The sequence below is a fragment of the Phytopseudomonas daroniae genome (assembly GCF_004327285.1).
GTDB lineage: Bacteria > Pseudomonadota > Gammaproteobacteria > Pseudomonadales > Pseudomonadaceae > Aquipseudomonas > Aquipseudomonas daroniae.
In genome coordinates, this window is sequence record NZ_QJUI01000034.1 from 1 (window position 1) to 25,218 (window position 25,218).

General features: G+C 62.6%; 21 protein-coding genes and 2 pseudogenes. 9 read left to right on the plus strand and 14 right to left on the minus strand.

Annotated features, from left to right (window positions below; all coding sequences use genetic code 11):
- Window positions 1-292: 292 nt before the first annotated feature.
- A complete protein-coding gene (gene moaA / locus DNK06_RS23720; protein WP_131182424.1) occupies window positions 293-1,288 on the minus strand; it encodes a GTP 3',8-cyclase MoaA in 996 nt (331 codons plus the stop codon).
- 374 nt (window positions 1,289-1,662) lie between these two features.
- Here moaA and DNK06_RS23725 point away from each other — a divergent pair, with 374 nt between their 5' ends.
- Window positions 1,663-2,076 carry a CopD family protein gene (locus DNK06_RS23725; RefSeq protein ID WP_131182425.1) on the plus strand — a complete coding sequence of 138 codons (414 nt, stop codon included), beginning with the start codon at window positions 1,663-1,665 and terminating at the stop codon, window positions 2,074-2,076.
- 45 nt (window positions 2,077-2,121) lie between these two features.
- On the opposite strand, the gene DNK06_RS23730 is transcribed toward DNK06_RS23725, so the two are convergent.
- Window positions 2,122-2,580, minus strand: coding sequence for a DUF2231 domain-containing protein (locus DNK06_RS23730; protein ID WP_131182426.1), 459 nt, complete (start codon window positions 2,578-2,580; stop codon window positions 2,122-2,124).
- Between the two features lie 84 nt (window positions 2,581-2,664).
- Here DNK06_RS23730 and coxB point away from each other — a divergent pair, with 84 nt between their 5' ends.
- The 5 genes and pseudogenes from coxB to DNK06_RS23755 form a co-directional block, all read left to right on the plus strand.
- Complete coding sequence (gene coxB / locus DNK06_RS23735; protein WP_278248845.1) at window positions 2,665-3,606, plus strand: cytochrome c oxidase subunit II; 942 nt, start codon at window positions 2,665-2,667, stop codon at window positions 3,604-3,606.
- Window positions 3,599-6,127 (plus strand): cytochrome c oxidase subunit I, encoded by a 2,529-nt coding sequence (gene ctaD / locus DNK06_RS23740; RefSeq protein WP_131182427.1) that lies wholly within the window; start codon window positions 3,599-3,601, stop codon window positions 6,125-6,127. Before coxB ends, ctaD begins: the two co-directional genes overlap by 8 nt.
- Window positions 6,127-6,480 carry a hypothetical protein gene (locus DNK06_RS23745; protein ID WP_131182428.1) on the plus strand — a complete coding sequence of 118 codons (354 nt, stop codon included), beginning with the start codon at window positions 6,127-6,129 and terminating at the stop codon, window positions 6,478-6,480. Before ctaD ends, DNK06_RS23745 begins: the two co-directional genes overlap by 1 nt.
- A gap of 94 nt (window positions 6,481-6,574) precedes the next feature.
- On the plus strand, window positions 6,575-6,838 hold the full coding sequence (locus tag DNK06_RS23750; protein ID WP_207390037.1) for a hypothetical protein: 264 nt from the start codon (window positions 6,575-6,577) through the stop codon (window positions 6,836-6,838).
- Between the two features lie 260 nt (window positions 6,839-7,098).
- A pseudogene (locus DNK06_RS23755) lies at window positions 7,099-8,166 on the plus strand (SLC13 family permease); the annotation flags it as partial.
- Between the two features lie 458 nt (window positions 8,167-8,624).
- Here DNK06_RS23755 and argR read toward each other — a convergent pair.
- The 6 genes and pseudogenes from argR to acs form a co-directional block, all read right to left on the minus strand.
- Complete coding sequence (gene argR / locus DNK06_RS23765) at window positions 8,625-9,605, minus strand: transcriptional regulator ArgR (RefSeq protein WP_131182431.1); 981 nt, start codon at window positions 9,603-9,605, stop codon at window positions 8,625-8,627.
- Between the two features lie 62 nt (window positions 9,606-9,667).
- Window positions 9,668-10,432, minus strand: a pseudogene (locus DNK06_RS23770) (ABC transporter ATP-binding protein).
- Window positions 10,433-10,471: 39 nt separating this feature from the next.
- Window positions 10,472-11,170, minus strand: coding sequence for an ABC transporter permease (locus DNK06_RS23775; RefSeq protein ID WP_131182432.1), 699 nt, complete (start codon window positions 11,168-11,170; stop codon window positions 10,472-10,474).
- A 13-nt stretch (window positions 11,171-11,183) separates the two neighbouring features.
- Complete coding sequence (locus tag DNK06_RS23780; protein WP_131182433.1) at window positions 11,184-11,873, minus strand: ABC transporter permease; 690 nt, start codon at window positions 11,871-11,873, stop codon at window positions 11,184-11,186.
- A gap of 99 nt (window positions 11,874-11,972) precedes the next feature.
- Window positions 11,973-12,752, minus strand: a complete 780-nt coding sequence (locus DNK06_RS23785; RefSeq protein ID WP_131182434.1) for an ABC transporter substrate-binding protein — start codon at window positions 12,750-12,752, stop codon at window positions 11,973-11,975.
- 369 nt (window positions 12,753-13,121) lie between these two features.
- Complete coding sequence (acs, locus tag DNK06_RS23790; protein WP_131182435.1) at window positions 13,122-15,083, minus strand: acetate--CoA ligase; 1,962 nt, start codon at window positions 15,081-15,083, stop codon at window positions 13,122-13,124.
- Between the two features lie 243 nt (window positions 15,084-15,326).
- Here acs and DNK06_RS23795 point away from each other — a divergent pair, with 243 nt between their 5' ends.
- The gene (locus DNK06_RS23795; protein ID WP_131182436.1) at window positions 15,327-16,904 is read left to right on the plus strand and encodes an EAL domain-containing protein; all 1,578 of its coding nucleotides are present in this window, start codon (window positions 15,327-15,329) and stop codon (window positions 16,902-16,904) included.
- Between the two features lie 85 nt (window positions 16,905-16,989).
- On the opposite strand, the gene DNK06_RS23800 is transcribed toward DNK06_RS23795, so the two are convergent.
- The 6 genes from DNK06_RS23800 to DNK06_RS23825 all read right to left on the minus strand — a co-directional run bounded on the left by DNK06_RS23800 (window position 16,990) and on the right by DNK06_RS23825 (window position 22,692).
- Entirely contained in the window at window positions 16,990-17,577 is a 588-nt protein-coding gene (locus DNK06_RS23800; RefSeq protein ID WP_131182437.1) for a TetR/AcrR family transcriptional regulator, read from the minus strand.
- A gap of 413 nt (window positions 17,578-17,990) precedes the next feature.
- Window positions 17,991-19,274, minus strand: coding sequence for a C4-dicarboxylate TRAP transporter large permease protein DctM (gene dctM / locus DNK06_RS23805; protein WP_131182438.1), 1,284 nt, complete (start codon window positions 19,272-19,274; stop codon window positions 17,991-17,993).
- A complete protein-coding gene (locus DNK06_RS23810; RefSeq protein ID WP_131182439.1) occupies window positions 19,271-19,903 on the minus strand; it encodes a TRAP transporter small permease in 633 nt (210 codons plus the stop codon). Before DNK06_RS23810 ends, dctM begins: the two co-directional genes overlap by 4 nt.
- 347 nt (window positions 19,904-20,250) lie before the next feature.
- Window positions 20,251-20,628 carry a VOC family protein gene (locus DNK06_RS23815; RefSeq protein ID WP_131182440.1) on the minus strand — a complete coding sequence of 126 codons (378 nt, stop codon included), beginning with the start codon at window positions 20,626-20,628 and terminating at the stop codon, window positions 20,251-20,253.
- A gap of 19 nt (window positions 20,629-20,647) precedes the next feature.
- Complete coding sequence (locus tag DNK06_RS23820; protein WP_131182441.1) at window positions 20,648-21,652, minus strand: DctP family TRAP transporter solute-binding subunit; 1,005 nt, start codon at window positions 21,650-21,652, stop codon at window positions 20,648-20,650.
- A 146-nt stretch (window positions 21,653-21,798) separates the two neighbouring features.
- The gene (locus tag DNK06_RS23825) at window positions 21,799-22,692 is read right to left on the minus strand and encodes a LysR family transcriptional regulator (RefSeq protein WP_131182442.1); all 894 of its coding nucleotides are present in this window, start codon (window positions 22,690-22,692) and stop codon (window positions 21,799-21,801) included.
- Window positions 22,693-22,868: 176 nt separating this feature from the next.
- On the opposite strand from DNK06_RS23825, the gene DNK06_RS23830 reads away from it, so the two are divergent.
- Complete coding sequence (locus tag DNK06_RS23830; protein ID WP_131182443.1) at window positions 22,869-24,074, plus strand: CaiB/BaiF CoA transferase family protein; 1,206 nt, start codon at window positions 22,869-22,871, stop codon at window positions 24,072-24,074.
- A gap of 116 nt (window positions 24,075-24,190) precedes the next feature.
- On the plus strand, window positions 24,191-25,126 hold the full coding sequence (locus DNK06_RS23835; RefSeq protein WP_131182444.1) for a hydroxymethylglutaryl-CoA lyase: 936 nt from the start codon (window positions 24,191-24,193) through the stop codon (window positions 25,124-25,126).
- Window positions 25,127-25,218: the final 92 nt, after the last annotated feature.

Sequence of the window (25,218 nt, forward strand, 5' to 3'; positions counted from 1 at the left end):
AAAACGGGCCCGGCCCTGCGGGTTGCGCGGGAAATCTCGCCATGCGTTGTTGGAGGACTTGGCAAGGGAACAACCATTACCGGCGTCCTCCGCCTAGCCTGGCGAGATTTCTCGCAGCAACGCGGCTTGCGCTGAAACGTCAACAGACCCTTAAGTGGAGTGAGCGACCATTGCGGAGGTTCAGGGCATTTTCCGAGGCGACGAGGCACTGCAACCCGAGCCACTCCGAGCAAACACACGGGCCGCCTAGGCGCGAACCGCTCGTCTGGAGGTGCATAGGCGCCGTATCGGTTCAGCCGCCGGTCATGCTCATGAAGCGGATCACCTGCACCTGCTCGTCGGTTTCGAAATAGTGACGCTCAGGCTTGAGTTGCAGGGCATCGAGCAGCGCGCCGCGCAGCCGCTCGCTATTACCGGGATGAGCGCGCATCAGGGTGCGCAGATCCAGGGCGTTGTCGTGCCCCAGACAGAGCACCAGCTTGCCCTCTGCGGTGACTCGCACGCGATTGCAGTCGCCACAGAAGTTGTTGCTGTGCGGTGAGATGAAGCCGACTCGGGTTTCACTGCCGTTGACCTGCCAGTAGCGCGACGGGCCGCCAGTGACATGGCTGCTGCGCACCAGCGGGTAACGCTCTTCGATACGCGCGCGCACCACGTCACTGGAGCAGAAGGTCTGCTCGCGCTGGTGGCTGACCACGCTGCCCAGCGGCATTTCTTCGATGAAGCTGACGTCCAGTCCGCGGGCCATGGCGTACTCGACCAGGCCAAGCACTTCGTCGTCGTTACGCCCGGTTTGCACCACGCTATTGAGCTTGATGCGCCTGAAGCCCGCCGCCACCGCTGCGTCGATCCCGGCCAGCACCTGGTCGAGCTTGTCGCGGCGGGTGAAACTGGCGAATCGCTCGCGCTGCAGCGAGTCGAGGCTGACGTTCAAACGGGTGACGCCCGCCGCTCGCAGATCGTTCGCCATATGCGAGAGCTGTGAACCATTGGTGGTGATCGACAGATCGTCGAGTTCCGGTCGCTCGCCGAGGCGGCGCAGCAGGCTCAGCAGATTCTTGCGCACCAGCGGCTCGCCGCCAGTGATACGGATGCGTTTGACGCCCAGCCCGATGAAGGCATCGGCGACGGTATACAACTCTTCGAGGGTCAGTATCTGCGCGCGCGGAGCGAAGACCATGTCTTCGCTCATGCAATAGGTGCAGCGAAAATCGCAGCGATCGGTCACCGAAAGTCGCAGGTAGGTAATCCGCCGGCCGAAGGGATCGACCAACTGCGTCGTGTTCATAGAACCCATCTCCCGGCCCTGGAGGGCCAGCTATTCATGGCTGCCACGAGAGCGGCAGTGCGCAGCACATCTGGGGCTGCGAGATATGCCAAGTTTACCACGCCTGCCCCGCCACCGTGCCGGCACGGGGCCACACACCGTCGGATCGGACAGGTATATCCACACATCCGGTGACATAACCAGCGAGCGCCAATACCGCTCCACAGGGTGAGGCGTTAGCCGGCCGCTTCGCTACAGGCCAGGCGTGCCGGGGGCGTGGCGCTACAAGCAAAGATGATTCGGCATCCGAGTACGGCAGACAGAAAGGTCGAACCGCATTTCTCAACGGAGGGTCACACGGACAGACCCGGGACGACAGGCTATGGAGGGCAGCGATGCCACTGCTGAAACTGCTGCATTTCACTGCACTTATCGCCTGGTGCGGCGCCCTGCTCTATTTACCCGCCTTGATCGCCGCCAGTTGCCGCTCGGCGCAGACAGCGGAGCGGCCAGGGCACCCCGAACTCAATCGCACGATTTTCAATCTGGTCGCCACACCCGCGGCCATCGTCGCCATCGGTAGCGGCACTGCGCTGTTCCTGCGTGACGGCACCTTCGGCATCTGGCTGGTGTTCAAGCTCAGCGCGGTGGCCGTGATGGTCATCTGCCACGCGCTGTGCGGCCTGCTGATCCTGCAATGCGAACGCCACCCACGGCCGATCCTGAGCGTTGCCTGCGCCGCCCTGGGCGGCATCACGCTGGGCATGATCGCCGCCACCCTGTGGCTGGTGCTCGCCAAACCGTTTTGAATGAGGAGTCACCCACCCATGAATGCAGGCGGGCTCAAGTCGGATCTAATCGACATCGACACCCACGGCATGCTCGTAGACCAGGCGCCCGCCCAGATAGGCGGCGATCGCGATCAGGCCTGCAGTGAAGAGCGACAGGTAGAACGCCCACATTTCGAAGCCCTCGTCGCCGTGACGGTAGCGCAGCATCCAGTTCAGCGAAGCCAGGGACAGCATCATCACCGCGATGATGGCGTGACACCAGGCGCTGATCTTCTGGCGAATGCGCCGCACGGCGAGCAGGTCGATCATCCCGGCGATACTCGCTATCCAGCCCCCGACGGCACCGACGCCAGCCAACCACAAACTGGCCCTCGCCCAGAATGGGTCGGTCGTCCAGAAGTAGGCGAAATCGGTGGCCACCAGACCCAGCAAGGCGGCAACCGGGAAGTGGATCATCATCGGGTGCAAGGGGTGCCCGGCGATGGCCGCGCGACTGACGATGGATTCTTGTTGCTCAGCCATGACGGCCTCCCTGTCGATCTGAAAGTTGGCCGCATTTACCCGGCTCTACTCAAGTTGACCGCATTGGTGGCAGCAGTTCCGACTATCTCCGCCTGTAGTGGTGACCAATCAATTCTGGCCCCGGCAGGCCCGGTAGCGCGTGACGTCGCCCTACTGTGGTGGGCCATGTTCGGCTTCTTCGGCCTGGTACTGGTGGTGGTCAGCGCACTGTGGATCTACGCGATGCAGCGTAAACCGCGCGAGTATTCGGCCGATGAAGCCAAGCGCATCCAGCGTCGCTGGCTGATCGGCGGCGGCCTCGTGCTGCCGTCGGTGAGCATCGTGCTGCTGTTGCTGTTCGGCATCCCGGTGGGGCAGCGCATGCTGCCACTGCCTATCCTCGGCGAGCAGCCTTTGCGCATCGACGTGATCGGCCATCAGTGGTGGTGGGAGGTGCGTTACCCGGACAGCGGCGTGGTGACGGCCAATCAGTTGCACCTGCCCGCCGGCCGCCCGGTGGACATCACCGTCAGCAGCGCGGACGTGATCCACTCCTTCTGGGTACCGCGCCTGGGCGGCAAGATCGACATGATCCCCGGCCGCGAGAACCGCATCCGTCTGCAGGCCGACGCACCTGGCACCTTTCGTGGCCAGTGCACGGAGTTCTGTGGCACTCAGCACAGCCACATGATTCTCGATGTGCAGGCCCACAGCGAAGAAGATTTCGCCGCCTGGATCGACGCCCGCCGCAATCCTCAGGTCGAGGCGCTGCAGGGCCCGGCCGCAGACACTTTCCTGGCTCACTGCGGCATGTGCCACCGCGTAGCGGGTGTCAGCGCAGGCAACCGCGCACCGGATCTCACCGACCTGGCCAGCCGCCGCAACCTGGGCAGCGGCCTGCTGCCGAACGAGCCAGGCGCGATCCTGACCTGGCTACACGAGCACGGGCGCCTGAAACCGGGCACCGGCATGCCACTGACCGACGACCTCGATGCCGAGCACCTGCAGGCCATCGCCACCTGGCTGGAGAACCTCGACCATGAGTGACACGCGCGAAGCACAAGGCCGGGAAGATGCCGATACCCTGCACGATCAGTTCAACGACGTCTGGGGCAATCCGCGGGGCTGGCGGGCGCTGACCATCGTCAACCACACCACCCTGGGTCTGCGCTTCATGGCCACCGGCCTGGGCTTTTTCATCTTCGGCATCTTGCTGGCGATGCTGATCCGCACCCAACTGGCGCTACCGGGCAACGCTTTCATGGGCCCGGAAACGTTCAACCAGGTGTTCACCATGCACGGCACGGTGATGATGTTCCTGTTCGCCGTGCCGATGATGGAAGGCCTGGCGGTGTACCTGATCCCCAAGATGCTCGGTGCCCGGGATCTGGTCTTCCCGCGGCTGTCGGCCCTCGGTTACTGGTGCTACCTGTTCGGCGGACTGATCATCTGCTCCAGCCTGCTGTTCGGCGTCGCACCCAACGCCGGTTGGTTCATGTACACGCCGCTGTCCAGCGCGGCACACTCGCCGGGAATCAATGCAGATTTCTGGCTGCTGGGTATCACCTTCGTGGAGATCTCGGCAGTGTCGGCCGGGGTCGAACTGGTGGTGTCGATCCTGCGTACCCGCGCCGAAGGCATGGCACTGAACAAGATGCCGATCTACGCCTGGTACATCCTGACCATGGCGATGATGATCGTGATCGGCTTTCCGCCGCTGATTCTCGGCAGCATTCTGCTGGAACTGGAGCGTGCCGCCGGCCTGCCGTTCTTCGAGGTCGCCCGCGGCGGTGATCCGCTGCTCTGGCAGCACCTGTTCTGGCTGTTCGGCCATCCCGAGGTATACATCATCTTCCTGCCGGCCGCTGGCATCGTCTCGACCCTGCTGCCGGTGTTCTGTGGCCGCCCGCTGGTGGGCTACCGCGCCGTGGTGCTGGGCGTGCTCACCACCGGTTTCATCAGCTTCGGCCTATGGGTGCACCACATGTTCACCGTGGGCATCCCGCAGTTGGCTCAGGCATTCTTTTCCGCGGCTAGCATGCTGGTGGCGATACCCACGGCGATTCAGGTGTTCGCCTGGATCGCCACGCTGTGGCTCGGCAAGCCGCGCTACAACGTGCCAATGCTGTGGCTGGTGGGTTTTCTGATCATCTTCGTGTGCGGCGGACTGACCGGGGTGATGCTCGCCCTGGTGCCCTTCGACTGGCAGGTACACGACACCCAGTTCGTGGTCGCCCATTTCCACTACGTACTGATCGGCGGCATGCTCTTTCCGCTGATCGCCGGGCTGTATTACTGGCTACCGCACTTCTCCGGGCGCATGGCGTCCGAGCGCCTGGGCAAGTGGGGGTTCTGGTTGGTGTTCATCGGTTTCAACATGACCTTCCTGATCATGCACTGGACTGGCCTGCTGGGCATGCCGCGGCGCGTGTACACCTACGAGACCGGTCTTGGCTGGGACATGCCCAACCTGATCTCCTCGATAGGCAGCTTCATCATGGTGATCGGTATCGCCACCCTGCTGCTGGATCTGATCCTGCACTACCGGTACGGCAAACCCGCCGGGAAGAATCCGTGGCAGGCCGACACCCTCGAGTGGGCCACCAGCCTGCCGCCCAATCCCTACAACTTCGTCAGCCTACCCAAGATCACCGACCGCCACCCGCTTTGGCGCGAGCCGAATCTGGGGGAGAGCATCGCTCGTGGCGAACATGCCCTGACGGTGATCGACCACGGCCGCCGGGAAACCTGGGGCGTCGATCCGCTGACCGGCAAGGTCAGGGAGATCATCCACCTGCCCGGCAACAGCTGGCTGCCCTTCATCGCCGCCTGCTGCATCGCCGTGCTGTGCCTGAGCCTGCTGGCCAAGACCTACCTGTTGGCGCTGCTCGCCTGCTTCGCCTCGGTAGTGGTTCTGCTGCGCTGGAGCTGGGAGAACGGCGCCCATCCCAAAGCCGCGCCGGATGCCAAAACCCAGCCCCACGAACCACCGCTGCATTCGCGCACCTGCGATGGTCCGGGCCTGTGGGGCATGGGCGTGACGCTGCTGTCCAACGGCGCACTGTATCTGTCGCTGCTGTTCGGCTGGTTCTACCTGTGGACGGTGGCACCGAACTGGCAGGTGCCGGATGCACCGGTGTTCAACCACTGGCTGCTGCTCGCCAGCGCCCTGCTGCTTTCCCTGGCCACGCCCTGGCATCGACGAGTGCTCACCCGCCTGCGCCAAGGTGACGATCGAGGACTGTTCGCCTGCCAGGTCGGCCTTGCGCTGATTGGCCTGGTACAGGCCGCACTGTTGCTCTGGGCACTGCTCAGTGAGGCACTGGAGCCCACCGTGCGCGCCCATGATGCGGTGATCTTCGTGATGCTCGCCTACAGCTTCGGCCACGCCCTGCTCGCCGGCATTCTCAGCGGCTTGCAGGCGCTGCGGGTACGCATCGGCTACGTCAGCGCCGAGTCGCCCTACGAACCGCTGGTGGTCGCGCAATTCTGGTACTACAGCCTCGGCGTACTGTGGTGCAGCTACTTTGCCATCGCTCTCCTTCCACCCACTTTCGGAGGCTCGTGATGCAAAGCCTGCGCTCCGTCTACAACCCGATTCACATCATCACCGGCCTGAGCATCTGGGGCATCTGGTTCATAGCCCTCTATGGCGGCCAGTCCGTGGCCTGCTCGGTTGCGCCACCGCCGCTTGATCAAGGCCCCTGGAACTGGCTGAACCTGGCACTGGCGGTTCTGTCGTTGCTCACGGCCGGCCTGCTACTCGCGCTGGCACGCCTGTTTCTGCACGCAGCACGGCGCCCACACTGCAGCGACCGAGAACGCTTCGTCGCCAGCGTTTCCTCGGGAAGCAACCTGATTGGGGCAATCGCGGTGGCGTTCATGGCGCTGCCGATCATGGCGCTGCCGCCCTGCGCCTGATGTCGAGAAACCTGCTGAAACAGCTGCACTTGACCTTCAGGCCTCCTTGGGCCTCGAAGCTCGACACCGTGTAGATGGGAACGAGGTCAGAACAATGAGTGAGAAGAAACAAACCCACGGGGCGGTCATCGCCGCACGTATCGGCCTGTTCCTTGGCCCCATTTTGCTGTTGGCCTGCATACTCAGCGAACCACCCGCCGACCTGAGCAGGGAAGCCTGGCTGACTGCCGGCCTTATCGGCCTGATGGCTACCTGGTGGGCCACCGAGGCGATTCCCATCCCGGCCACCGCCCTGCTGCCCATCCCGATGATTCCGCTGCTCGGCATTGGTACTCCGCAGGAAGCCACCGGCCTCTAGGGTCTGTTGACGTTTCAGCGCAAGCCGCGTTGCCGCGAGAAATCTCGCCAGGCTAGGCGGAGGACGCCGGTAATGGTTGTTCCCTTGCCAAGTCCTCCAACAACGCGTGGCGAGATTTCCCGCGCAACCCGCAGGGCCGGGCCCGTTTTGCCGCGATGCTGCGTTTCTCGCCGGCTCATTTGGCCAGCCAAACTTCGCGGCTCGTGCCTTGCCTCGCGGCAAAACGGGCTCCGGCGCGGTCGTGCTGAAACGTCAACAGACCCTACGCCAACCCGGTGATTTTCCTGTTTCTCGGCGGTTTTCTGCTCGGCCTGTGCATGCAGCGCTGGGATCTGCACAAACGCATCGCGCTCAATACCCTGATCGCCGTCGGCAATCAGCCGACCCGACAGATTGGTGGGTTCATGCTCGCCACCGCGCTGATCGGCATGGGCGTGAGCAACACCGCCACGGCGATCATGATGCTGCCCATCGGCCTGTCGGTGATCACCATGCTCACCCAAAAGGGCGATGAGGCCGAACACGAGCGCTTCGCTACCGCCCTGCTGCTGGGTATCGCCTACGCCGCCAGCATCGGCGGTATCTCCACGCTGATCGGCACGCCACCCAATGCGCTGCTGGCGGCTTACCTGCGCGAGCATCACGACGTACACGTCGGCTTTGGCCAGTGGATGATGATCGGCATACCAGTCGCCACCTGCATGTTGCTGTTCGTCTGGTGGTGGCTGACCCGCGGCGGCTTCAAGCTCGAAGGCGACAGCCAGACGATGCTCAAGAAAGAACTGGGCAAGCTCGGTACCTGGTCGCCCGGCGAAAAGCGCATCGCCCTGGTGTTCGGTCTTGCCGCTCTGGCCTGGGTCACTCAGCCGCTGATCTCGAATTTCGTCAGTGCGGTCGATGACACCCTGATCGCCATGGTTGCCGCGCTCAGCCTGTTCCTGATTCCCGGCAAACGTGACGGCGACAAGCGGGTATTCCTGATGGATTGGGATACCGCCAACAAGGTGCCCTGGGGCATTCTGCTACTGTTTGGTGGTGGCCTGTCGCTGGCCGGCGCAATCACCGCCACCGGCCTGGCGGAATGGATCGGTGAAGGCCTGCAAGGCGTTGGTGCCTTGCACCTGATCCTGATCATCGGCGCGGTAACGCTGACCATCAACGTACTGACCGAGGTCACCTCGAACACCGCCACGGCAGCGGCTTTCATTCCCCTGGTTGGGGCGATGGCCGTGTCCCAGGGCATCCCGCCGGAACTGCTGGCCATCCCGGCGACCATCGCCGCCAGTTGCGCCTTCATGATGCCGGTGGCAACGCCGCCCAATGCTCTAGGGTCTGTTGACGTTTCAGCGCGAGCCGCGTTGCCGCGAGAAATCTCGCCAGGCTAGGCGGAGGACGCCGGGAATGGTATTCCCTTGCCAAGTCCTCCAACGACGCATGGCGAGATTTCCCGCGCAACCCGAAGGGCCGGGCCCGTTTTGCCGCGATGCTGCGTTTCTCGCCGGCTCATTTAGCCAGCTAAACTTCGCGGCTCGTGCCTTGTCTCGCGGCAAAACGGGCTCCGGCGCGGCCGTGCGTGAAACGTCAACAGACCCTTAGTGTTCGGCACCGGGATGATGCGCATCCAGTCGATGATCAAGGCGGGCTTCGTGATCAACATCTACAGCGTGGTTCTGGTGACCACGCTGTGCTACCTGCTGATCGGGGTGATCTGGAGCCACTGATCCGGACTGGTTGCCAGCTTGCAATGGTGGACGGAAAAAGCGCCGGCTACGCGCCCCGGCCCCCCCTACCCGCGCTCGGCAGGTGCCGAAGTCAGCTCGAAGGGGCTGTTGCTGCGCCGCTGGTTGCGATCTTCGCGCGGCGTGGCGCCAAAGAAATTGCGGTAGGCGCTCGAGAAATGCGGCCCCGAGGAAAAGCCGCAGGACAGACCGATCTGGATGATCGACTTGCTGGTCTGCATCAGCAGTTGCCGGGCCTTGTTCAGGCGCAGTTCCAGGTAGTACTGACTGGGCACACGGTTGAGGTACTGTTTGAAGATGCGTTCCAGTTGCCGCCGCGAGACGCACACATGCTGGGCGATTTCGTCGGTGGTCAGCGGCTCCTCGATGTTCGCCTCCATCAGCAGCACCGCCTGGGTGAGCTTGGGGTGGCTGGAGCCGAGGCGGTTCTGCAACGGAATGCGCTGGCGCTCGCCGCCCTCGCGGATACGCTCGACCACCAGTTCCTCGGACACCGCACCGGCCAACTCCGCACCATGATCGCGTGCGAGCAACGCCAGCAGCATATCCATCACCGCCATGCCGCCGCAGGCAGTCAGTCGATCACGATCCCAATCGAACAAGTGGCTGGTGGCGATCACCTTCGGAAAGCGCTCGGCGAAATCATCCTGCCAACGCCAGTGCACGGCAGCCCGGTAACCGTCGAGCAGGCCGAGCTGCGCCAGGGGATAAACGCCAGCGGCTACCGCGCCAACGCAGCAACCATTGCGCGCCACCTGCTTGAGGGCGGCGGCCAACGCAGGCGAAACGGCTGCCGGCGGCTCATCGGCGAGCAGAAACAGCTTGCGATACCCCTCCAGCCCACCGACCCAGGGAGTGCCCGGCAAACGCCAGGCGCCCTCGACAGGCTCCTCGGCCTGCAGGAACGACACCTCGTAAACCACCTCTGGATGGACGCGCTGAGCGACACTCAGGGCTTCTTCCGCCATCGCCAGGGTCAGGGGCTTGGTAGAGGGCCAAAGCAGGAAGCCGATTCGGTGGGCAGTCATGATGGGCAGGTTGGGCTCTGGGGGCAGTGGAAGGTCGAGGCGTGCAGGGATGATAACGCCAACTATTTGAGACTGCCGCTTAGGAACTGTTGCAGACGTTGAGATTGCGGGTTGGCCAGCACCTCACGGGGATCGCCCTGCTCCTCCACCAGCCCCTGATGCAGGAACAGCAACTGGTTGGAGACTTCGCGGGCAAAGCCCATTTCGTGGGTGACCACCACCATGGTACGCCCCTCGCCGGCCAGATCGCGCATGACCTTGAGCACATCGCCGACCAGTTCCGGATCCAGCGCCGAGGTGGGCTCGTCGAACAGCATCACTTCCGGCTCCATGGCCAGCGCCCGAGCGATCGCCACCCGTTGCTGCTCGCCACCGGACATGTGTGCCGGATAAGCATCCTTGCGGTGGGCCACGCCGACCTTCTGCAGATAGTGCTCGGCCTTCTCACGCGCTTCGGCCTTGCTCATGCCCAACACGTGCACCGGCGCTTCCATGACGTTTTCCAGCACGTTCATGTGCGACCACAGGTTGAAATGCTGAAACACCATGGCCAGGCGCGAGCGCAGGCGCTGCAACTGCTTGTCGTCGGCCGCACGCAAGGCACCGTCCTTGCCAGGCACCAGCTTGAGCGCTTCGCCATTGAGCAGGATCTGCCCGGCGTGGGGCTACTCGAGCAGGTTGATGCAACGCAGGAAGGTACTTTTGCCGGAGCCACTGGAGCCGATGATGCTGATCACGTCGCCCGCCTTGGCGGCCAGCGACACGCCCTTGAGCACTTCATGGCTGCCGTAGCGCTTGTGCAGATCCTTCACTTCGAGCTTGTACATGCTTTCCACTCTATTGAATCCGATGTCGTGCCGCGCGGCTTAGCTGCGCCGCGGTGCCAGGTAGGCCAACCAGCGGCGCTCGGCCAGCTTGAACAGGCGCACCAGGATGAAGGTCAGGCACAGATAGAACAGGCCAGCGGTGATGAACGCTTCGAACGGCAGGTAATACTGGGAACTGACCGTACGCGCCGCGCCGGTGATGTCGATCAGGGTGACGATGGACGCCAGGCTGGTGGTGTGCAGCATCATGATCACTTCGTTGCTGTACTGCGGCAACGCCCGGCGCAGCGCCGAAGGCAACAGGATGCGGCGGTACAACTTGATTCGCGACATACCCATTGCCTTGGCTGCTTCGATCTCGCCGTGAGGCGTAGTCTTGAGGCTGCCGGCGAGAATTTCGGCGCTGTACGCACTGGTGTTGATGGCGAACGCCAGGCAGGCGCAGAAGGTGGCGTTGGACAGGTACGGCCAGAGCACGCTCTCGCGCACCACCTCGAACTGGGCCAGGCCGTAATACACCAGAAACAGCTGTACCAGCATCGGCGTGCCGCGGATCACATAGGTGTACAGCCAGGCCGGCCCATTGATCAGCGGTGAGCGCGAAGTGCGCATCAGCGCCAGGGGCACGGCGATCAGCAGGCCGAAGAACAGCGCGATGGCCAGCAGCTTGAGGGTGAGCAGCACGCCGCCGAGATACAGCGGCATGCTGTCCCAGATGACGGTGTAATCGAAAATCATCGTTCGCCCTCGTTCACAGTTCGGCGGCCTTGGTGCCGACCGAGTAGCGCTTTTCCAGATAACGCAGGGCCAGTAAGGAGACACTGGTGATCAGCAGGTACAGGCCGGCCACCGCCAGGTAGAAGGTGAAGGGCTCGCGCGTGGCGTCGGCGGCGCTCTTGGCCTTGAACATCATGTCCTGCAGGCCGACCACGGAAATCAGCGCCGTGGCCTTGGTCAGCACCAGCCAGTTGTTGGTGAACCCGGGAATGGCGAAGCGGATCATCTGCGGCACCAGAATGCGCAGGAACACCTGCAGCCCGCTCATGCCATAGGCAGCGCCCGCCTCCGCCTGCCCCTTGGGAATGGCCATGAATGCGCCGCGGAAAGTCTCAGACAGGTAGGCGCCGAAGATGAAGCCCATGGTGAACACGCCGGCGACGAAGGGATTGATATCGATGTACTCGTCATAGCCGAGCAGCGGCATCACACGGTTCACCAGATCCTGGCCGCCGTAGAAGATCAGCAGGATCAGCACCAAGTCGGGAATACCGCGGATCACCGTCGAATAGGTCTCACCGAGCACCGCCAGCCAGCGCACCGGCGACAGACGAAACGCTGCACCAATCAGGCCGAGCACGATCGCCAGCGCCATCGAGGTCAGGGCCAGGATCAGGGTGAGCCAGGCGCCATCGAGAATGGACGAGCCGTAGCCATTGAGCATCCGCTTACCTCATGCGCGCGCCATCGGGCGCCGGAAATGCAACGCAAAAGTGGCACACGCCAAGGCATTCAGCGTGTGCCACTTTCGGTAAAGAACGCCTTATTTACCGTAGACGTCGAAGCTGAAGTATTTGTCCTGAACGGCCTGGTACTTGCCATTGGCGCGGATCGCCAGGATCGCGGCACTGATCTTCTCGGCCAGCGCCTTGTCACCCTTGCGCACGGCGATGCCCTGGCCTTCGCCAAAGTATTTCTCTTCGGTGAAATCCGGGCCAACGAAAGCGAAGCCCTTGCCGGCATCGGTCTTGAGGAAGCCGTCGTCGATGTTCACGGAGTCGGCGATGGTGCCATCGAGGCGACCTGCGCTCAGATCCAGGAACACTTCGTTCTGCGAGCTGTAGCGCACGATCTCGGCACCTGCTGGGCCGAAGACATCGGTGGCGTAGCGGTCATACACAGAGGAACGCTGCACGCCGATCTTCTTGCCTTTGAGGTCGGTGGCCACGTCGTTCATCACTGCACCGCTCTTCATCGCCAGCTTGGCGGGAGTGGCGTAGTACTTGCCGGTGAAGTCCACGGCACGCTTGCGTTCTTCGGTGATCGACATCGATGACAGTACGGCATCGAACTTGCGCACTTTCAGTGCCGGGATCAGGCCGTCGAACTCCTGCTCGATCCACTTGCACTCGACCTGCATTTCTTCACACAGGGCGACACCGATGTCGTAGTCGAAGCCGGTGATGTTGCCGTCGGGAGTCTTGTAGGCGAACGGCGGGTAAGCCGCTTCGATACCGATACGCAGCGCCTTGGCCTCCTGGGCCATGGTCAGCGGCGACAGCAGGGATAGTGCCAACGCGCCGAGCAGTGCGATCTTTTTCATGAGGAAAACTCCTGACATGGTGGGTTTCGCTGGCCCGGAGCGGATAGCCCGAGCCATGGAAAGGTGGCGCCGCCAGCGTAGCGCAGGGCTAGCGGGCGTCGCACGGAAGTGCGGCATTCTAGCGATAGCGTGGCAGGCGATATTTCCCAGATGCGACAACTAATTACAGAAGAAAGAGAGCGCCGAGGCGGCCATCTTGACAGAATAAAAATACGCGAGATCGGATTTATCCAGCTTCGCACCTGAATGGCAGGTCTGACACCCTGCTTTCAGCCTCCGTCACGTTGCCAGGCAGAGAACCACGGCGCAATGCAAACGCCCCACGCGGCCTTGCCGGTGTGGGGCGTTCGTGTTCAGGCGTCGGTCAGATCAGGCGCAGGCGCTCTGCATCGACTTGTGGGTGTCGATCAGATGTTGCACCACGCCCGGGTCGGCCAGGGTGGAGATATCGCCGAGGGAGTCGTACTCGGCCGTGGCGATCTTGCGCAGGATACGACGCATGATCTTGCCCGAACGGGTCTTCGGCAGCCCCGGCGCCCACTGGATCACGTCCGGCGTGGCGATCGGGCCGATTTCCTTGCGCACCCAGGCCTTGAGTTCCTGGCGCAGTTGCTCGGACGGCTCCTGCCCCTGGTTCAGCGTCACGTAGACATAGATGCCCTGCCCTTTGATGTCGTGCGGCACACCGACCACTGCCGCCTCGGCGACTTTCGGGTGGGCGACCATGGCACTCTCGACCTCGGCGGTGCCCATGCGGTGGCCGGAAACGTTGAGCACGTCGTCGACGCGGCCGGTGATCCACCAGTAGCCATCTTCGTCGCGGCGCGCACCGTCACCGGTGAAATACATCCCCTTGAAGGTCTTGAAGTAGGTGTCGACGAAACGGTCATGGTCGCCATACAGGCTGCGCGACTGGCCCGGCCAGGAATCGAGGATCACCAGGTTGCCCTCGGCGGCACCTTCGATCAGGTTGCCCAGGTTGTCCACCAGCGCCGGAACCACACCGAAGAACGGACGGGTGGCCGAGCCCGGCTTAAGCGCAGTCGCGCCCGGCAGCGGGCTGATCAGGATGCCGCCGGTCTCGGTCTGCCACCAGGTGTCGACAATCGGGCAGCGCTCCTTGCCGACGTTGCGGTGGTACCAGTCCCAGGCCTCGGGGTTGATCGGCTCGCCCACCGAACCGAGCAGTCGCAGGCTCGAACCGTCGGCGCCCTCCACGGCGGCGGTGCCCTGGGCCATCATGGCGCGGATCGCAGTCGGGGCGGTGTAGAGGATATTGACCTTGTGCTTGTCGATGATCTTCGACACGCGAGTCACGTCCGGGTAGTTGGGGATGCCTTCGAACAGCAGCGTGGTCGCACCGTTGGCCAGTGGGCCATAGACGATGTAGCTGTGGCCGGTGACCCAGCCGACGTCGGCGGTGCACCAGTAGATCTCGCCCGGCTTGTAATCGAACACACGCTCGTGGGTCAGCGCGGCGTACAGCAGGTAACCACCAGTGGTGTGCAGCACGCCCTTGGGTTTGCCGGTGGAACCGGAGGTGTAGAGGATGAACAGCGCTTCTTCGGCGCCCATTTCCTTCGGTGCGCAGACACTGCCGGCGACCTTCATCAGATCCTCGAACCAGATATCGCGGTGCTGGTTCCACTTGATCTCGGAACCGGTGCGCTGAACCACGATGACTTTCTGGATGCTGCGCGTCTCGGGGTTGGTCAGGGCGTCGTCGACGTTGGCTTTCAGCGGGATCTTCTTGCCGCCGCGCAGGCCTTCGTCCGCAGTGATCACCACCTTGGAGGCGCAATCGATGATGCGGCCGGCCAAGGCTTCCGGCGAGAAGCCGCCGAACACCACTGAGTGGATCGCGCCGATACGCGCGCACGCCAGCATGGCGACCACGGCTTCCGGGATCATCGGCATATAGATGGTCACCACGTCGCCGCGGTGCACGTCCTGGCCGCGCAGGGCGTTGGCGAACTTGCACACCTGCTCGTGCAGTTGGCGGTAGGTGATTTCCTTGTGCTCGGACGGATCGTCACCTTCCCAGATGATCGCAATCTGGTCGCCGCGCTCTTCCAGGTGGCGATCCAGACAGTTGTAGGAAACGTTGAGGGTGCCGTCGGCGAACCATTTGATGTCGACATGGTGATCGTCGAAAGAGGTCTGCTTGACCTTGGTGAACGGCTTGATCCAGTCGAGACGCTGAGCCTGCTCACGCCAGAAGCCATCCGGGTTGATCACGGACTGCTGGTACATGGCTTTGTAGGTGGCTTCGTCAGTCAACGAATTGGCCGCCACCTCGGGGCTCACGGGATACAGGGAAGCAGCACTCATTGAATCACCTCGGTTATTGATGTTGTTCTTCTATGGCCACATTTGTAACCATCCCCCCTCTTTACAACCATTCGACCATGGTCTTACCGCCTCTGGATCATGGTTGCAGCGCACCCTCCAGAGTGGCACAAGATCGCGAGTGCGCCAGAGCGCCCTCCTCTGCCAGCAATTCGAGACACAGCGGACATTCTTGTCGTACAACTTTCGTTAAGCTCACACAGCCACCCGAACCAAGTGATTTCCATGCCCTTTTCCACCCTCCGCTCCCGCGGGCGCGCTCTGCGTCTGACTACCTCGTTGGGTGTGGCGATACTGCCGTTGCTGCTTGGCATCCCGCTGATGTATTGGCAGGCGGCAACGCTATTGGCAAACCGTGCCGAGAAGAGCGCAACCGATGCCCAGGTACAACTGGAAGCCATGCTCGACGAGGCCTCCCGCGCCGCCAGCGCGGTGATCGACCTGTCCGGGCAGCCTTGCGGCGAGGTGGAACAGACCCTGCGCAGCCAGGCAGCCGCCAACCCATTTTCCCGCTCGGTCAACCTGGTGAACGGTGGCATGATCTACTGCACCTCGCTGATGGGCGCTTACGGCAACAGCGAAGACGCCAGTACCTACACTCGCGGCCAGCTGAGGCTGATGGCCGGCAATTCCGTCACACCGGATCGAGCGGTGCTGGTCTATCGCCAGGCCGTGGCCGACCGTGGCGTACTGATCGGTGTCGACGGCCAGCACCTGATCAACCTGCTACAGATCAACGGCCAGGAGGTGCCACTGCAGATCGCGGTTGGCCAGAACTGGATCGCCGCCAACGGCGCCGTGACCCCGGCGGCCTCGACAGCGAAGGCTGAATACCCCTTCGAAGCCAGCTCCCCGCGCTACCCATTCCAGGTGTTCGCTGGTTATCCGCAAGGCGCCACGCTGCAGTACATGCAGGTGCACTATCTGCCACAGTGGCTGTTGTTCCTGATATTGGGCGCCCTGGCGGGTGCTGGCACCTATCGACTCAGTCTGCGTTCGGTATCGCCTGGCACGGAGCTCGAGCGCGCGCTGGAGGCGGGTGAATTCGTGCCTTATTACCAGCCCGTCGTGGATGCCGAAAACGGCCGATGGCACGGTGTCGAAACGCTGATGCGCTGGCAGCATCCCACCGAAGGACTGGTGCCGCCGGATCAGTTCATCCCCCTGGCCGAGCGTCTCGGCCTGATCGTGCCGATGACCCGCACGCTGATGCGACAGATTCGCGAGGATTTCGCCAATAGCGTGGAGCAGCTTCCGGCGGGCTTTCACCTGAGCATCAATATCACTGCCGCCCATTGCCAGGATATGCACCTGGTCGACGAGTGCCGTGAGTTTCTTTCCGCGTTTCCTCCCGGGCACATCGTGCTGCTTCTCGAGCTGACCGAACGGCAGATGATCACCTCCACCGAGGTGACCGATCGGCTATTCACCGAGCTTCGCCAACTGGGTGTGCGCATCGCCATCGACGACTTCGGCACCGGCCACTCCAGCCTGGCCTACCTGCGCGAATTCCGCGTCGACTACCTGAAGATCGACCATAGTTTCGTCTCCATGATCGGCTCGGACGCTCTGTCGCGGCATATTCTCGACAACATCCTCGACCTGGCCATGCGCCTGGAGCTCGGTATAGTCGCCGAGGGCGTGGAGACCGCAGAGCAGCGGGATCACCTGATCCAACGAGGCATCCAGCTCCTGCAGGGCTACCTGTTTGCCAGCCCGATGCCCGCCGAAGCCCTGTTCAAGGTCTTGCAAACCCCGCCGGGCGCCGTGGTAACTGGTGACCATAACCTCTCCACTTATTAGCCAGCGTTGAGCAGCGAATCCCACGATGAAGCTGGTTCGGAAGCAGCAGTAGAAAGAAGCTGAAAGAGAGCCCGAATGTCGAGAATCAAACCGCCAGGGTCAACCTGTTAATCGTGGGCCGAACAATCGCCTGAAAGGTCTCGGGAGACCCGAATGCTCGGGCCGCCAGCATTGCCCCATGAACCGTGGCCATTACAGCCGTCGCTTCGACTGCCGGGCTATCGATCACGTGGAACTGCTTCGTGGCCACCCCCTTCTCCAGGACGGATGTAAGCCAGGTAGTCAGATCCTGAAAGTGCCCCCGAACCTGATCCGCTATTTCACTTGGAATTGTTGGAAGTTCGGCAGCAAGCATCGCGCAAATACAAAATGGAGAAGTGCCATCGAGAATGCAGGTAGACCAATAATCTACATATGCATTGATTTCTGCCAGGGGCTCGCCGAGCTGTTGCTCGAGCAGCGCCATGCCTTCCCGTGCCTCTTCTCTATATCGGGTGACCACGGTCTGCACCAGTTCCGCCTTGCTCGGAAAATGGTGGTGAATGCTGGCTTTGCTGATCCGCACCCGCTCGGAAATATCAGCGTAACTGAAACTGTTATAGCCGCCGGCGGCGAGCAGCAGTCGCGCATGCGCCATAATTTCGATGGCCTTCGGGGAAAGCGCTTCACTCATGGCAAAAGATCCATTGACAGGTTGCGAATGAATTCTGCGGTACAAATCTGCAGATCGAGATCGAATTTCCAACCTACTAGTTGGTAGCATAGCCGTCAAATGTTCTCTCATACCATTCGCGGTATCAGCCGGCCCGGCAGCCACTACCTAGAACCTGTTCACGATCTCGAACCAGATGATGAGGCTCTTCACCTTGGCCCTACCTGGGTTCTGCAACGGCTTCGGTACTGGAGTCGTGAAATAAAAAATGGTCGGGAGCCATTTTCAACATCGCTTGCGACGGCCCGCAGGGTGGCCGCCAGGGATGGCAGGCTATAAAAAACCCGGCGCCAGGGCCGGGTCGAGGAAAGTGGAGCATCGCCGCTAAACCGCCTCTTACGGAACGGGAAACGCAGCGTTTCGTGGGGTGATCATCAGCTCATGCCCAGCCAGTTCGGCAGGCCCAGCGAAATGAACGGCACGTAGGTCACCAGGATCAGGAACGCCAGCATCACCAGCAGCCATGGCGACACCGCGCGCACCACGCGGGTCAGCGGCATGCCGGTGACCGCCGAAGTGACGAACAGGTTGAGCCCGGTCGGCGGCGTGATCAGGCCGATCTCCATGTTCACCACCATGATGATGCCCAGGTGGATCGGGTCGATGCCCAACTGCATGGCGATCGGGAACAGGATCGGCGCGAGGATCAGGATGATCGCCGACGGCTCCATGAAGGTACCGGCGACCAGCAGCACGATGTTCACCACGATCAGGAACTCGATCGGGCTGAAGCCCTGCTCCACCACCCAGGCGGTGATCGACTGCGGGATCTGCTCGGTGGTCAGCACGTGGGCGAAGAGCATGGCGTTGGCGATGATGAACATCAGCACCACGCTCAGCTTGCCGGCCTCGATGAACACCTTCGGGCATTCGCGAACGGTCATGTCCTTGTAGATGAAGATCGCCACGAAGGCCGCGTACACCGCGGCCACTGCAGCGGCTTCGGTCGGCGTGAACATGCCCGAGTAGATGCCGCCGAGGATGATCACGATCAGCGCCAGGCCCCAGCCAGCCTTGCGCCCGGCCACCATGATCTCGGCGAAGGAGGCACGCGGCAGCGACGGCATGTTCTTCACGCGGGCGATGATGTAGATGGTGACCATCAGGAACACGCCCAGCAGCAGGCCCGGCACCACACCGGCCATGAACAGCTTGCCCACCGAGGTTTCGGTCGCTGTGGCATAGACCACCATGACGATCGACGGTGGAATCAGGATGCCCAGGGTACCGGCGTTACAGACGATGCCGGCAGCGAACTCCTTCTTGTAGCCCGAACGCACCATGCCGGCGATGACGATCGAACCGACCGCCGCTACCGTGGCCGGCGACGAGCCGCTCAGGGCGGCGAACAGCATGCACGCCAGGATCGCGGCAATGGCCAGGCCACCCTTGATGTGACCGACGCAGGCGTTGGCGAAATCGATCAGGCGACGGGCCACGCCGCCACTGGTCATGAAGGCGCCGGAGAGCAGGAAGAACGGAATCGCCAGCAGCGTGTAGTGCTCGCTGGTCTCGAACAGCTTGATCGCCAGCGAACGCACCGAGTCGTTGCTGAAGAGCAGGATGGTCATGGCCCCGGACAAACCCAGGGAAATCGCCACCGGAATGCCGATGAACATCAGCGCGAACAGGGCGACGAACAGAAATGCGATGGTCATCGTTTAGCCTCCGTTTCTTCGGCAAGTTTGATGGCGTCTTCGACTTCGCCGTGGCCACCAAAACCCAGTTGCTTGTTCTGAATCACACGCACCAGCACCTGGGCGAAACGCAGGAACATCAGGGTGAAACCGATCGGCACGATGATCACGATGTGCCACTGCTGGACGCCGAAACGATCCAGATCCTCGGCGCCAATACCGGCGCGCATCAGGGTGGCGACCCATTGCTCGCTGGAGTAGGCCATCAGCACGCAGTAGGCCAGGCAGATGACCAGCGCGAGGATCGCCACGGCCTTTTGCAGGGAGGGCTTGAACAGGCGCACCAGCAGATCGACGCCGATGTGCGCGCCGATGCGTACGCCCCAGGCCAGGCCGACGAAGATCAGCCAGCCGAACATGGCCTTGGTCAGGGCCACGCTCCAGGTCATTTCCTGGGCGACATAGAGGATGCCGTCGCCGATGCTGAACATGGCATCGTTGGCGAACGGCAGCGAATCGCCCAGAGCGTAGAAAACACCGTAGAGGTTGTTGAACACCACGTACGAGAAGGTGACCAGGGTCATCGCCGCAAGAAGAAACGCGACGGCGATTTCCTCGGCACGATCCCACAGGTTCCGCAAAGTAGCCATCAGCGGTCTCCCAGAGAGTTGTTGTAATTGTTTTGACGTAACGACTCTAACCCGGTGCCCCGCAGGCTGATATACGCCATTGATAAACGCGGCCTTCGGCCTGGGCGAATAGCTCACGCTGGCACGGAGGCTCAGGGGTATTGATGTTTCAGCATAGAGCAGGATCGAGGCGTAAGTAGACGCTCACCCCGTAGGGTGGATGACGCTTTTTTCATCCACCATTGCGATCACGGGGTGGTGGACGGATCGGGCCGCGTAGGTGAAGCGTCGGCTACGCGCCCCGGCCCACCCTACGAAAGGCTACTTTCGCCTTGTAAAGGCCTTGAAGCCTCAACCACACCCAGGCCTCAGGCCAGTTCGGAGATCTCGATCAGGTTCAGGTCGGGGTCACGCAGGTAGATCGAGCGAATCGGCCCGGTGGCGCCGGTGCGCATCACCGGCCCTTCGATGATCGGCCAGCCAAGCCGTTGCAGATGTTCGATCACCTGCGCCAGGGGCTGACTGGCGATAAAGCACAGATCCAGTGCCCCCGACACCGGCAGATGGGCCTTGGGCTCGAACTCCTGGCCACGTACATGCAGGTTGATCTTCTGGCTGCCGAAGCAGAACGCCTTGCGGCCACTGCCGAAGGTCTCCAGACGCATGCCCAGCACCTCGGTATAGAAGTAGGTGGTCGCTTCGGCGTCGGTGGCGGTCAGTACCAGATGATCCAGGTGATCGAGCATCGAGCGTCTCCGTTTCAGTCTATTGCGCTGCCGCGTTGGCAGCCTGGGCCGCTTCGATCAGATCGCTGCCGATCTTGCTTTCGTATTCCTTCCACACCGGGCGCATCACCTCGCGCCACTGCTGGCGTTCCTCGTCCGTGAGCACGATCAGCTCACGCTTGCCGTCCGCGAGGATCTGCTGCTTGTCCTTCTCGTTGAGCGCCAGGGCCTGACGGTTCACCTCGGCCGTGACCTCATCGATGATGGTCTTCAGTTCGCCGCGAACATCCTCGGGCAAGCCGTTCCAGAACGCCGCATTGGTGATCAGCATGTAGTTGCCGACCGCATGATTGGACTCGATCATGTACTGCTGCACTTCATAGTGACGCTGGCTGTAGATGTTAGACCAGGGGTTGTCGGAGGCGTTGATCACGCCAGTCTGCAGCCCCTGATAGATCTCGGCGAAGGCCATCTTGCGTGGCACGGCACGCAGAGCGCTGATCTGCGCAGCCTGAAGATCCGACGGCTGCACGCGGAATTTCATGCCACGGGCATCGCTCGGCACATGCAGTGGCTTGTTGGCGGTGAACTGGCGCATGCCGTTGAGCCAGTAGGCCAGGCCGATGATGCCGTTGTTCTCGAAGCTGTGCAGCAGTTCCTGGCCCTTGGGCGACTGCTCGAAACGCTGGGAAGCTGCCGCGTCATCGAACAGGAACATCAGGTCGAAGATCTGCACCCGTGGCTGATACTTCTCCAGTTTCACCGGCGCCGGAGCCAGCAGCTGGACGTCGCCGAGCAACAGGGCCTCCATCTCCTTGCCATCGCCGAACAGCGATGAATTCGGGTACACCTCGACCCGCGCCTTGCCGGCCAGGCGCTCCTTGACCAGCTTCTGCAACAGGCGCGCGCCCTGCCCCTTGGGCGTCTGGTCGGAAGCGACGTGGGCGAACTTGATGACGATTTCTTCGGCGAAGGCACTGCCACACAGTACCAGGGAGGCGCTGAGCAGAGCGCAGGACAAACTGCGGCGAAAGACGCGGGACATGAGGCAACTCCTGTTGTTATTGGTGTGGGTGTGACAGCGAACGTCAGACCCCTGCCTTGGTTTCTCGCGAACTCTACGCCAGCACGCCGTCGCCCCATATTCTTAATTGACCAAGCCCGCCTTCGGCAATTGCGAAGGCAGCATGGCTAATCGACTTCGCTGACGCGCAGGTGGTCGACCATCTGCCGGGCGATCAGCGACAGCGCATCGTACTGACGCACGCCGATATTCAACTGACGCCGAGCCCAGTCATCGCGGATGGCGACCACCTTGACGCCCATGGCCGGCAGATAACTGCCCAGCGCCTGTTCGGGGAGAATCCCGATGCCCATGCCGGTATGGATCATCCGGCAGATTGCCTCGAAGCTGCGCACCTGGATGCGCACTCGCAGATGCACACCCGCCTGCTGCGCAGCCTGGGTGATCAGGCTGTGCAGCGATGCCTCCTTCTGCAGGGCGATGTAGTCGTAGGCCACGGTCTCGCTCAACGCCACGCTATCGCGCTCGGCCAGCGGGTGACCATTGGGCACCACCAGCACCAGGCGGTCGCGCCGGTAGGGAAAGATCTGCAACCCTTCGGCGGCGACATGCCCGGCGAAGATGCCGATATCGGTAAGCCCCTCGCGCACGGCATGCACGATGTCACTGCTGACCCGCTCCTCGAGATCGATACGGATCTGCGGATGATCCGTGGCGAAGGCGCTGAGATCCTCGGGCAGAAAGGCGATCACTGCCGAGGTATTGGCATGGATGCGCACATGCCCGTTGATACCCTCGCTGAACTCGCTGAGATCGGCCTGCATGTGCTGGATGTCATCCAGCAGGTTGCGTGCATGGTGCAGCAGCGCGTCGCCTGCCGGTGTCAGCGAAACGCCCTTGGGGTGACGGTACAGCAGCGGCACGCGAAGATGCGCCTCGAGATCGCTGATGCGCTTGCTCACCGCCGCCAGCGCCAGGTGCTCGCGCTCGGCGGCGCGGGTCAGGCTGCGCTCGTCGGCGATCGCCACGAACAGTTTCAGGGTGAGGAAATCGACACGCATGCTCACTACTCCGCTGGTCACGCTTCGCCCACGACGAATCCATGGTCGACGCTGGCAGTTAGTAAGACACTCTAAGACTTCGTCATTGACGAAGCCAGCGTTGACCATTGACTGATTGCCGCCGCACGACGGCTGGGCCATGCTCAGCAGCCTGACCAAGCAGTGGAGTTTCGTTCATGACATCAGCAGCGCCAGTGCCGGCCATGGCACTCGAAGGCATCAGGGTCATCGAGATGGGCCAACTGATCGCCGGGCCCTTCGCCAGCAAGATGCTCGGTGAATTCGGCGCCGAGGTGATCAAGATCGAACCACCAGGTATCGGCGACCCCTTGCGCAAATGGCGCAAGATCAAGGACGGCACCTCGCTCTGGTGGCACGTGCAGTCACGCAACAAACAGTCGCTGACCCTCAATCTCAAGGAAGCGGAAGGTCAGGACATCGTCCGTCGGCTGGTCGCCGAAGCCGATATCCTGGTGGAGAACTTCCGCCCCGGCACCCTCGAGGCATGGGGCCTGGGCTGGGACGAGCTGTCACGCATCAACCCACGGCTGATCATGCTGCGCATCTCCGGCTACGGCCAGACCGGCCCCTACCGCGACCTGCCGGGCTTCGGCGTGATCGGCGAAGCCATGGGCGGCCTGCGCCACCTCTCCGGCTACCCCGGACAGGCGCCGGTACGAGTCGGCGTGAGTATCGGCGACTCGCTGTCCTCGCTGTACGGGGTGATCGGCGTGCTGCTCGCCCTGCAGGAACGGGCGCGCAGCGGCCAGGGCCAGCAGATCGACGTGGCCCTGTACGAGTCGGTGTTCGCCATGATGGAAAGCCTGGTGCCGGAATACGACGCCTTCGGCTATGTCCGTGAACCGGCGGGCAGCGCCCTGCCCGGCATCACCCCGTCCAACTCCTACCCGTGCAACGACGGCAGCTATGTACTGATCGCCGGCAATGGCGACAGCATCTACAAACGCCTGATGAACCTGATCGGTCGCCAGGATCTGGCCGACGACCCACGCCTGGCACACAACGACGGGCGCAGCCAGCACGCCGAAATGATCGATGTCGCCATCGGCGAGTGGACAGAACAGCGTGGCCGCGATGAAGTGATCGAAGCGCTCAAAGAAGCCCGCGTGCCGGCAGGCTACCCCTACACCGCCGCCGATATCGTCAGCGACCCGCATTACCTGGCCCGACAGATGATCGAGACGGTACAGACCAGCGCCGGCCCACTGAAGGTACCCGGCGTGCTGCCCAAACTCAGCCGCACCCCCGGGCGTATCGGCGAAGGCGGCCCGCAGCTGGGCGAGCACAGCGAGCAGGTGCTCGCCGGACTGGGCCTGACCGACGAACAGGTTCGCGGATTGCGCGAACGCGGAATTATCTAAGGCAGCTTGAAGCTTCAAGCTTCAAGCTTCAAGCCAACAGCGTAGAACTCTTACTTGTAGCTTGCCGCTTGCCGCTTGCCGCTTGCCGCTTGCGGCTTTAATCGTAGGATTCAACCATGAGCAAACGTCTCTACATTCAGGATGTCGCCACCCGCGACGGCTTCCAGATCGAATCGGCCTTCGTGCCGACCGACGACAAGATCGCCCTGATCGACCGCCTGTCCCTGACCGGCCTGGCGAAGATCGAGGTCACCTCTTTCACCTCGCCCAAGGCCATCCCCAATCTGCGCGACGCCGAAGAGGTGATGCGTGGCATCCAGCGTGTCGAAGGGGTGGAGTACACGGTACTGGTGCCCAACGTACGCGGTTGCGAGCGGGCGCTGTCGTGTTCCGTGGACGAGATCAACCTGGTGATGTCGGCCAGCGACACTCACGGCCTCGCCAACCTGCGCATGACGCCGCAGCAGTCCCTGGTGCAGTTCCGCGAGATCATCGAGGTCACCCGCGGCAGCGGCGTGTTCATCAATGCGTCGCTGTCCACCACCTTCGGCTGTCCGTTCGAAGGCGTAGTGAGCGAAGCACGGGTGTACGAACTGACTCAGCAGTTGCTGGATATCGGCGTGCAGGGCGTGACCCTGTGCGACACCACCGGCATGGCCGACCCGGCCCAGGTCGAACGTATCTGCCGCGAGTCGCTGCGCCGCTGGCCCGAGGCGGTGTTCACCGCCCACTTCCACAACACCCGTGGTATGGGCCTGGCCAATGCCCTGGCGGCGTTGAATGCCGGCATCGACCGCTTCGACGCCTCCCTCGGCGGCCTCGGTGGCTGCCCCTATGCGCCAGGCGCCAGCGGCAACATCTGCACCGAGGATCTGGTGCACATGTTCCAGCGCATGGGCCTGGATACCGGCGTGAACCTCGACGCCCTGCTCGACGCCGCCATCACCCTGCCCGGCCTGATCGGCCACGACGTGCCCGGCACCATTCTCAAGGCCGGCACATCGGAACGCCGCTACCCGAAACCGAAATGGATGAGCGAAGTGGACGCCTGATCGCGGTGGCGCGTTCGGCAGTCGTAGCCCGGTAGCGATGCAATCGCGGCCTGCCGGCAACCTGTAGGAGCCCGCTTGCGGGCGAAGCGATT

What these genes read in the sequence shown, in the direction of transcription:
- ctaD (WP_131182427.1), top strand. Translation starts at nt 3,599, where the DNA reads ATGAGTGACACGCGCGAAGCACAAGGCCGGGAAGATGCCGATACCCTG.
- DNK06_RS23745 (WP_131182428.1), top strand. Translation starts at nt 6,127, where the DNA reads ATGCAAAGCCTGCGCTCCGTCTACAACCCGATTCACATCATCACCGGC.
- argR (WP_131182431.1), bottom strand. Translation starts at nt 9,605, where the DNA reads ATGACTGCCCACCGAATCGGCTTCCTGCTTTGGCCCTCTACCAAGCCC.
- dctM (WP_131182438.1), bottom strand. Translation starts at nt 19,274, where the DNA reads ATGACCATCGCATTTCTGTTCGTCGCCCTGTTCGCGCTGATGTTCATC.
- DNK06_RS23815 (WP_131182440.1), bottom strand. Translation starts at nt 20,628, where the DNA reads ATGCTCGATCACCTGGATCATCTGGTACTGACCGCCACCGACGCCGAA.
- DNK06_RS23775 (WP_131182432.1), bottom strand. Translation starts at nt 11,170, where the DNA reads ATGATTTTCGATTACACCGTCATCTGGGACAGCATGCCGCTGTATCTC.
- DNK06_RS23830 (WP_131182443.1), top strand. Translation starts at nt 22,869, where the DNA reads ATGACATCAGCAGCGCCAGTGCCGGCCATGGCACTCGAAGGCATCAGG.
- acs (WP_131182435.1), bottom strand. Translation starts at nt 15,083, where the DNA reads ATGAGTGCTGCTTCCCTGTATCCCGTGAGCCCCGAGGTGGCGGCCAAT.
- DNK06_RS23795 (WP_131182436.1), top strand. Translation starts at nt 15,327, where the DNA reads ATGCCCTTTTCCACCCTCCGCTCCCGCGGGCGCGCTCTGCGTCTGACT.
- DNK06_RS23780 (WP_131182433.1), bottom strand. Translation starts at nt 11,873, where the DNA reads ATGCTCAATGGCTACGGCTCGTCCATTCTCGATGGCGCCTGGCTCACC.
- DNK06_RS23820 (WP_131182441.1), bottom strand. Translation starts at nt 21,652, where the DNA reads ATGTCCCGCGTCTTTCGCCGCAGTTTGTCCTGCGCTCTGCTCAGCGCC.
- DNK06_RS23725 (WP_131182425.1), top strand. Translation starts at nt 1,663, where the DNA reads ATGCCACTGCTGAAACTGCTGCATTTCACTGCACTTATCGCCTGGTGC.
- DNK06_RS23810 (WP_131182439.1), bottom strand. Translation starts at nt 19,903, where the DNA reads ATGGCTACTTTGCGGAACCTGTGGGATCGTGCCGAGGAAATCGCCGTC.
- moaA (WP_131182424.1), bottom strand. Translation starts at nt 1,288, where the DNA reads ATGAACACGACGCAGTTGGTCGATCCCTTCGGCCGGCGGATTACCTAC.
- DNK06_RS23800 (WP_131182437.1), bottom strand. Translation starts at nt 17,577, where the DNA reads ATGAGTGAAGCGCTTTCCCCGAAGGCCATCGAAATTATGGCGCATGCG.
- DNK06_RS23835 (WP_131182444.1), top strand. Translation starts at nt 24,191, where the DNA reads ATGAGCAAACGTCTCTACATTCAGGATGTCGCCACCCGCGACGGCTTC.
- DNK06_RS23750 (WP_207390037.1), top strand. Translation starts at nt 6,575, where the DNA reads ATGAGTGAGAAGAAACAAACCCACGGGGCGGTCATCGCCGCACGTATC.
- DNK06_RS23825 (WP_131182442.1), bottom strand. Translation starts at nt 22,692, where the DNA reads ATGCGTGTCGATTTCCTCACCCTGAAACTGTTCGTGGCGATCGCCGAC.
- DNK06_RS23785 (WP_131182434.1), bottom strand. Translation starts at nt 12,752, where the DNA reads ATGAAAAAGATCGCACTGCTCGGCGCGTTGGCACTATCCCTGCTGTCG.
- DNK06_RS23730 (WP_131182426.1), bottom strand. Translation starts at nt 2,580, where the DNA reads ATGGCTGAGCAACAAGAATCCATCGTCAGTCGCGCGGCCATCGCCGGG.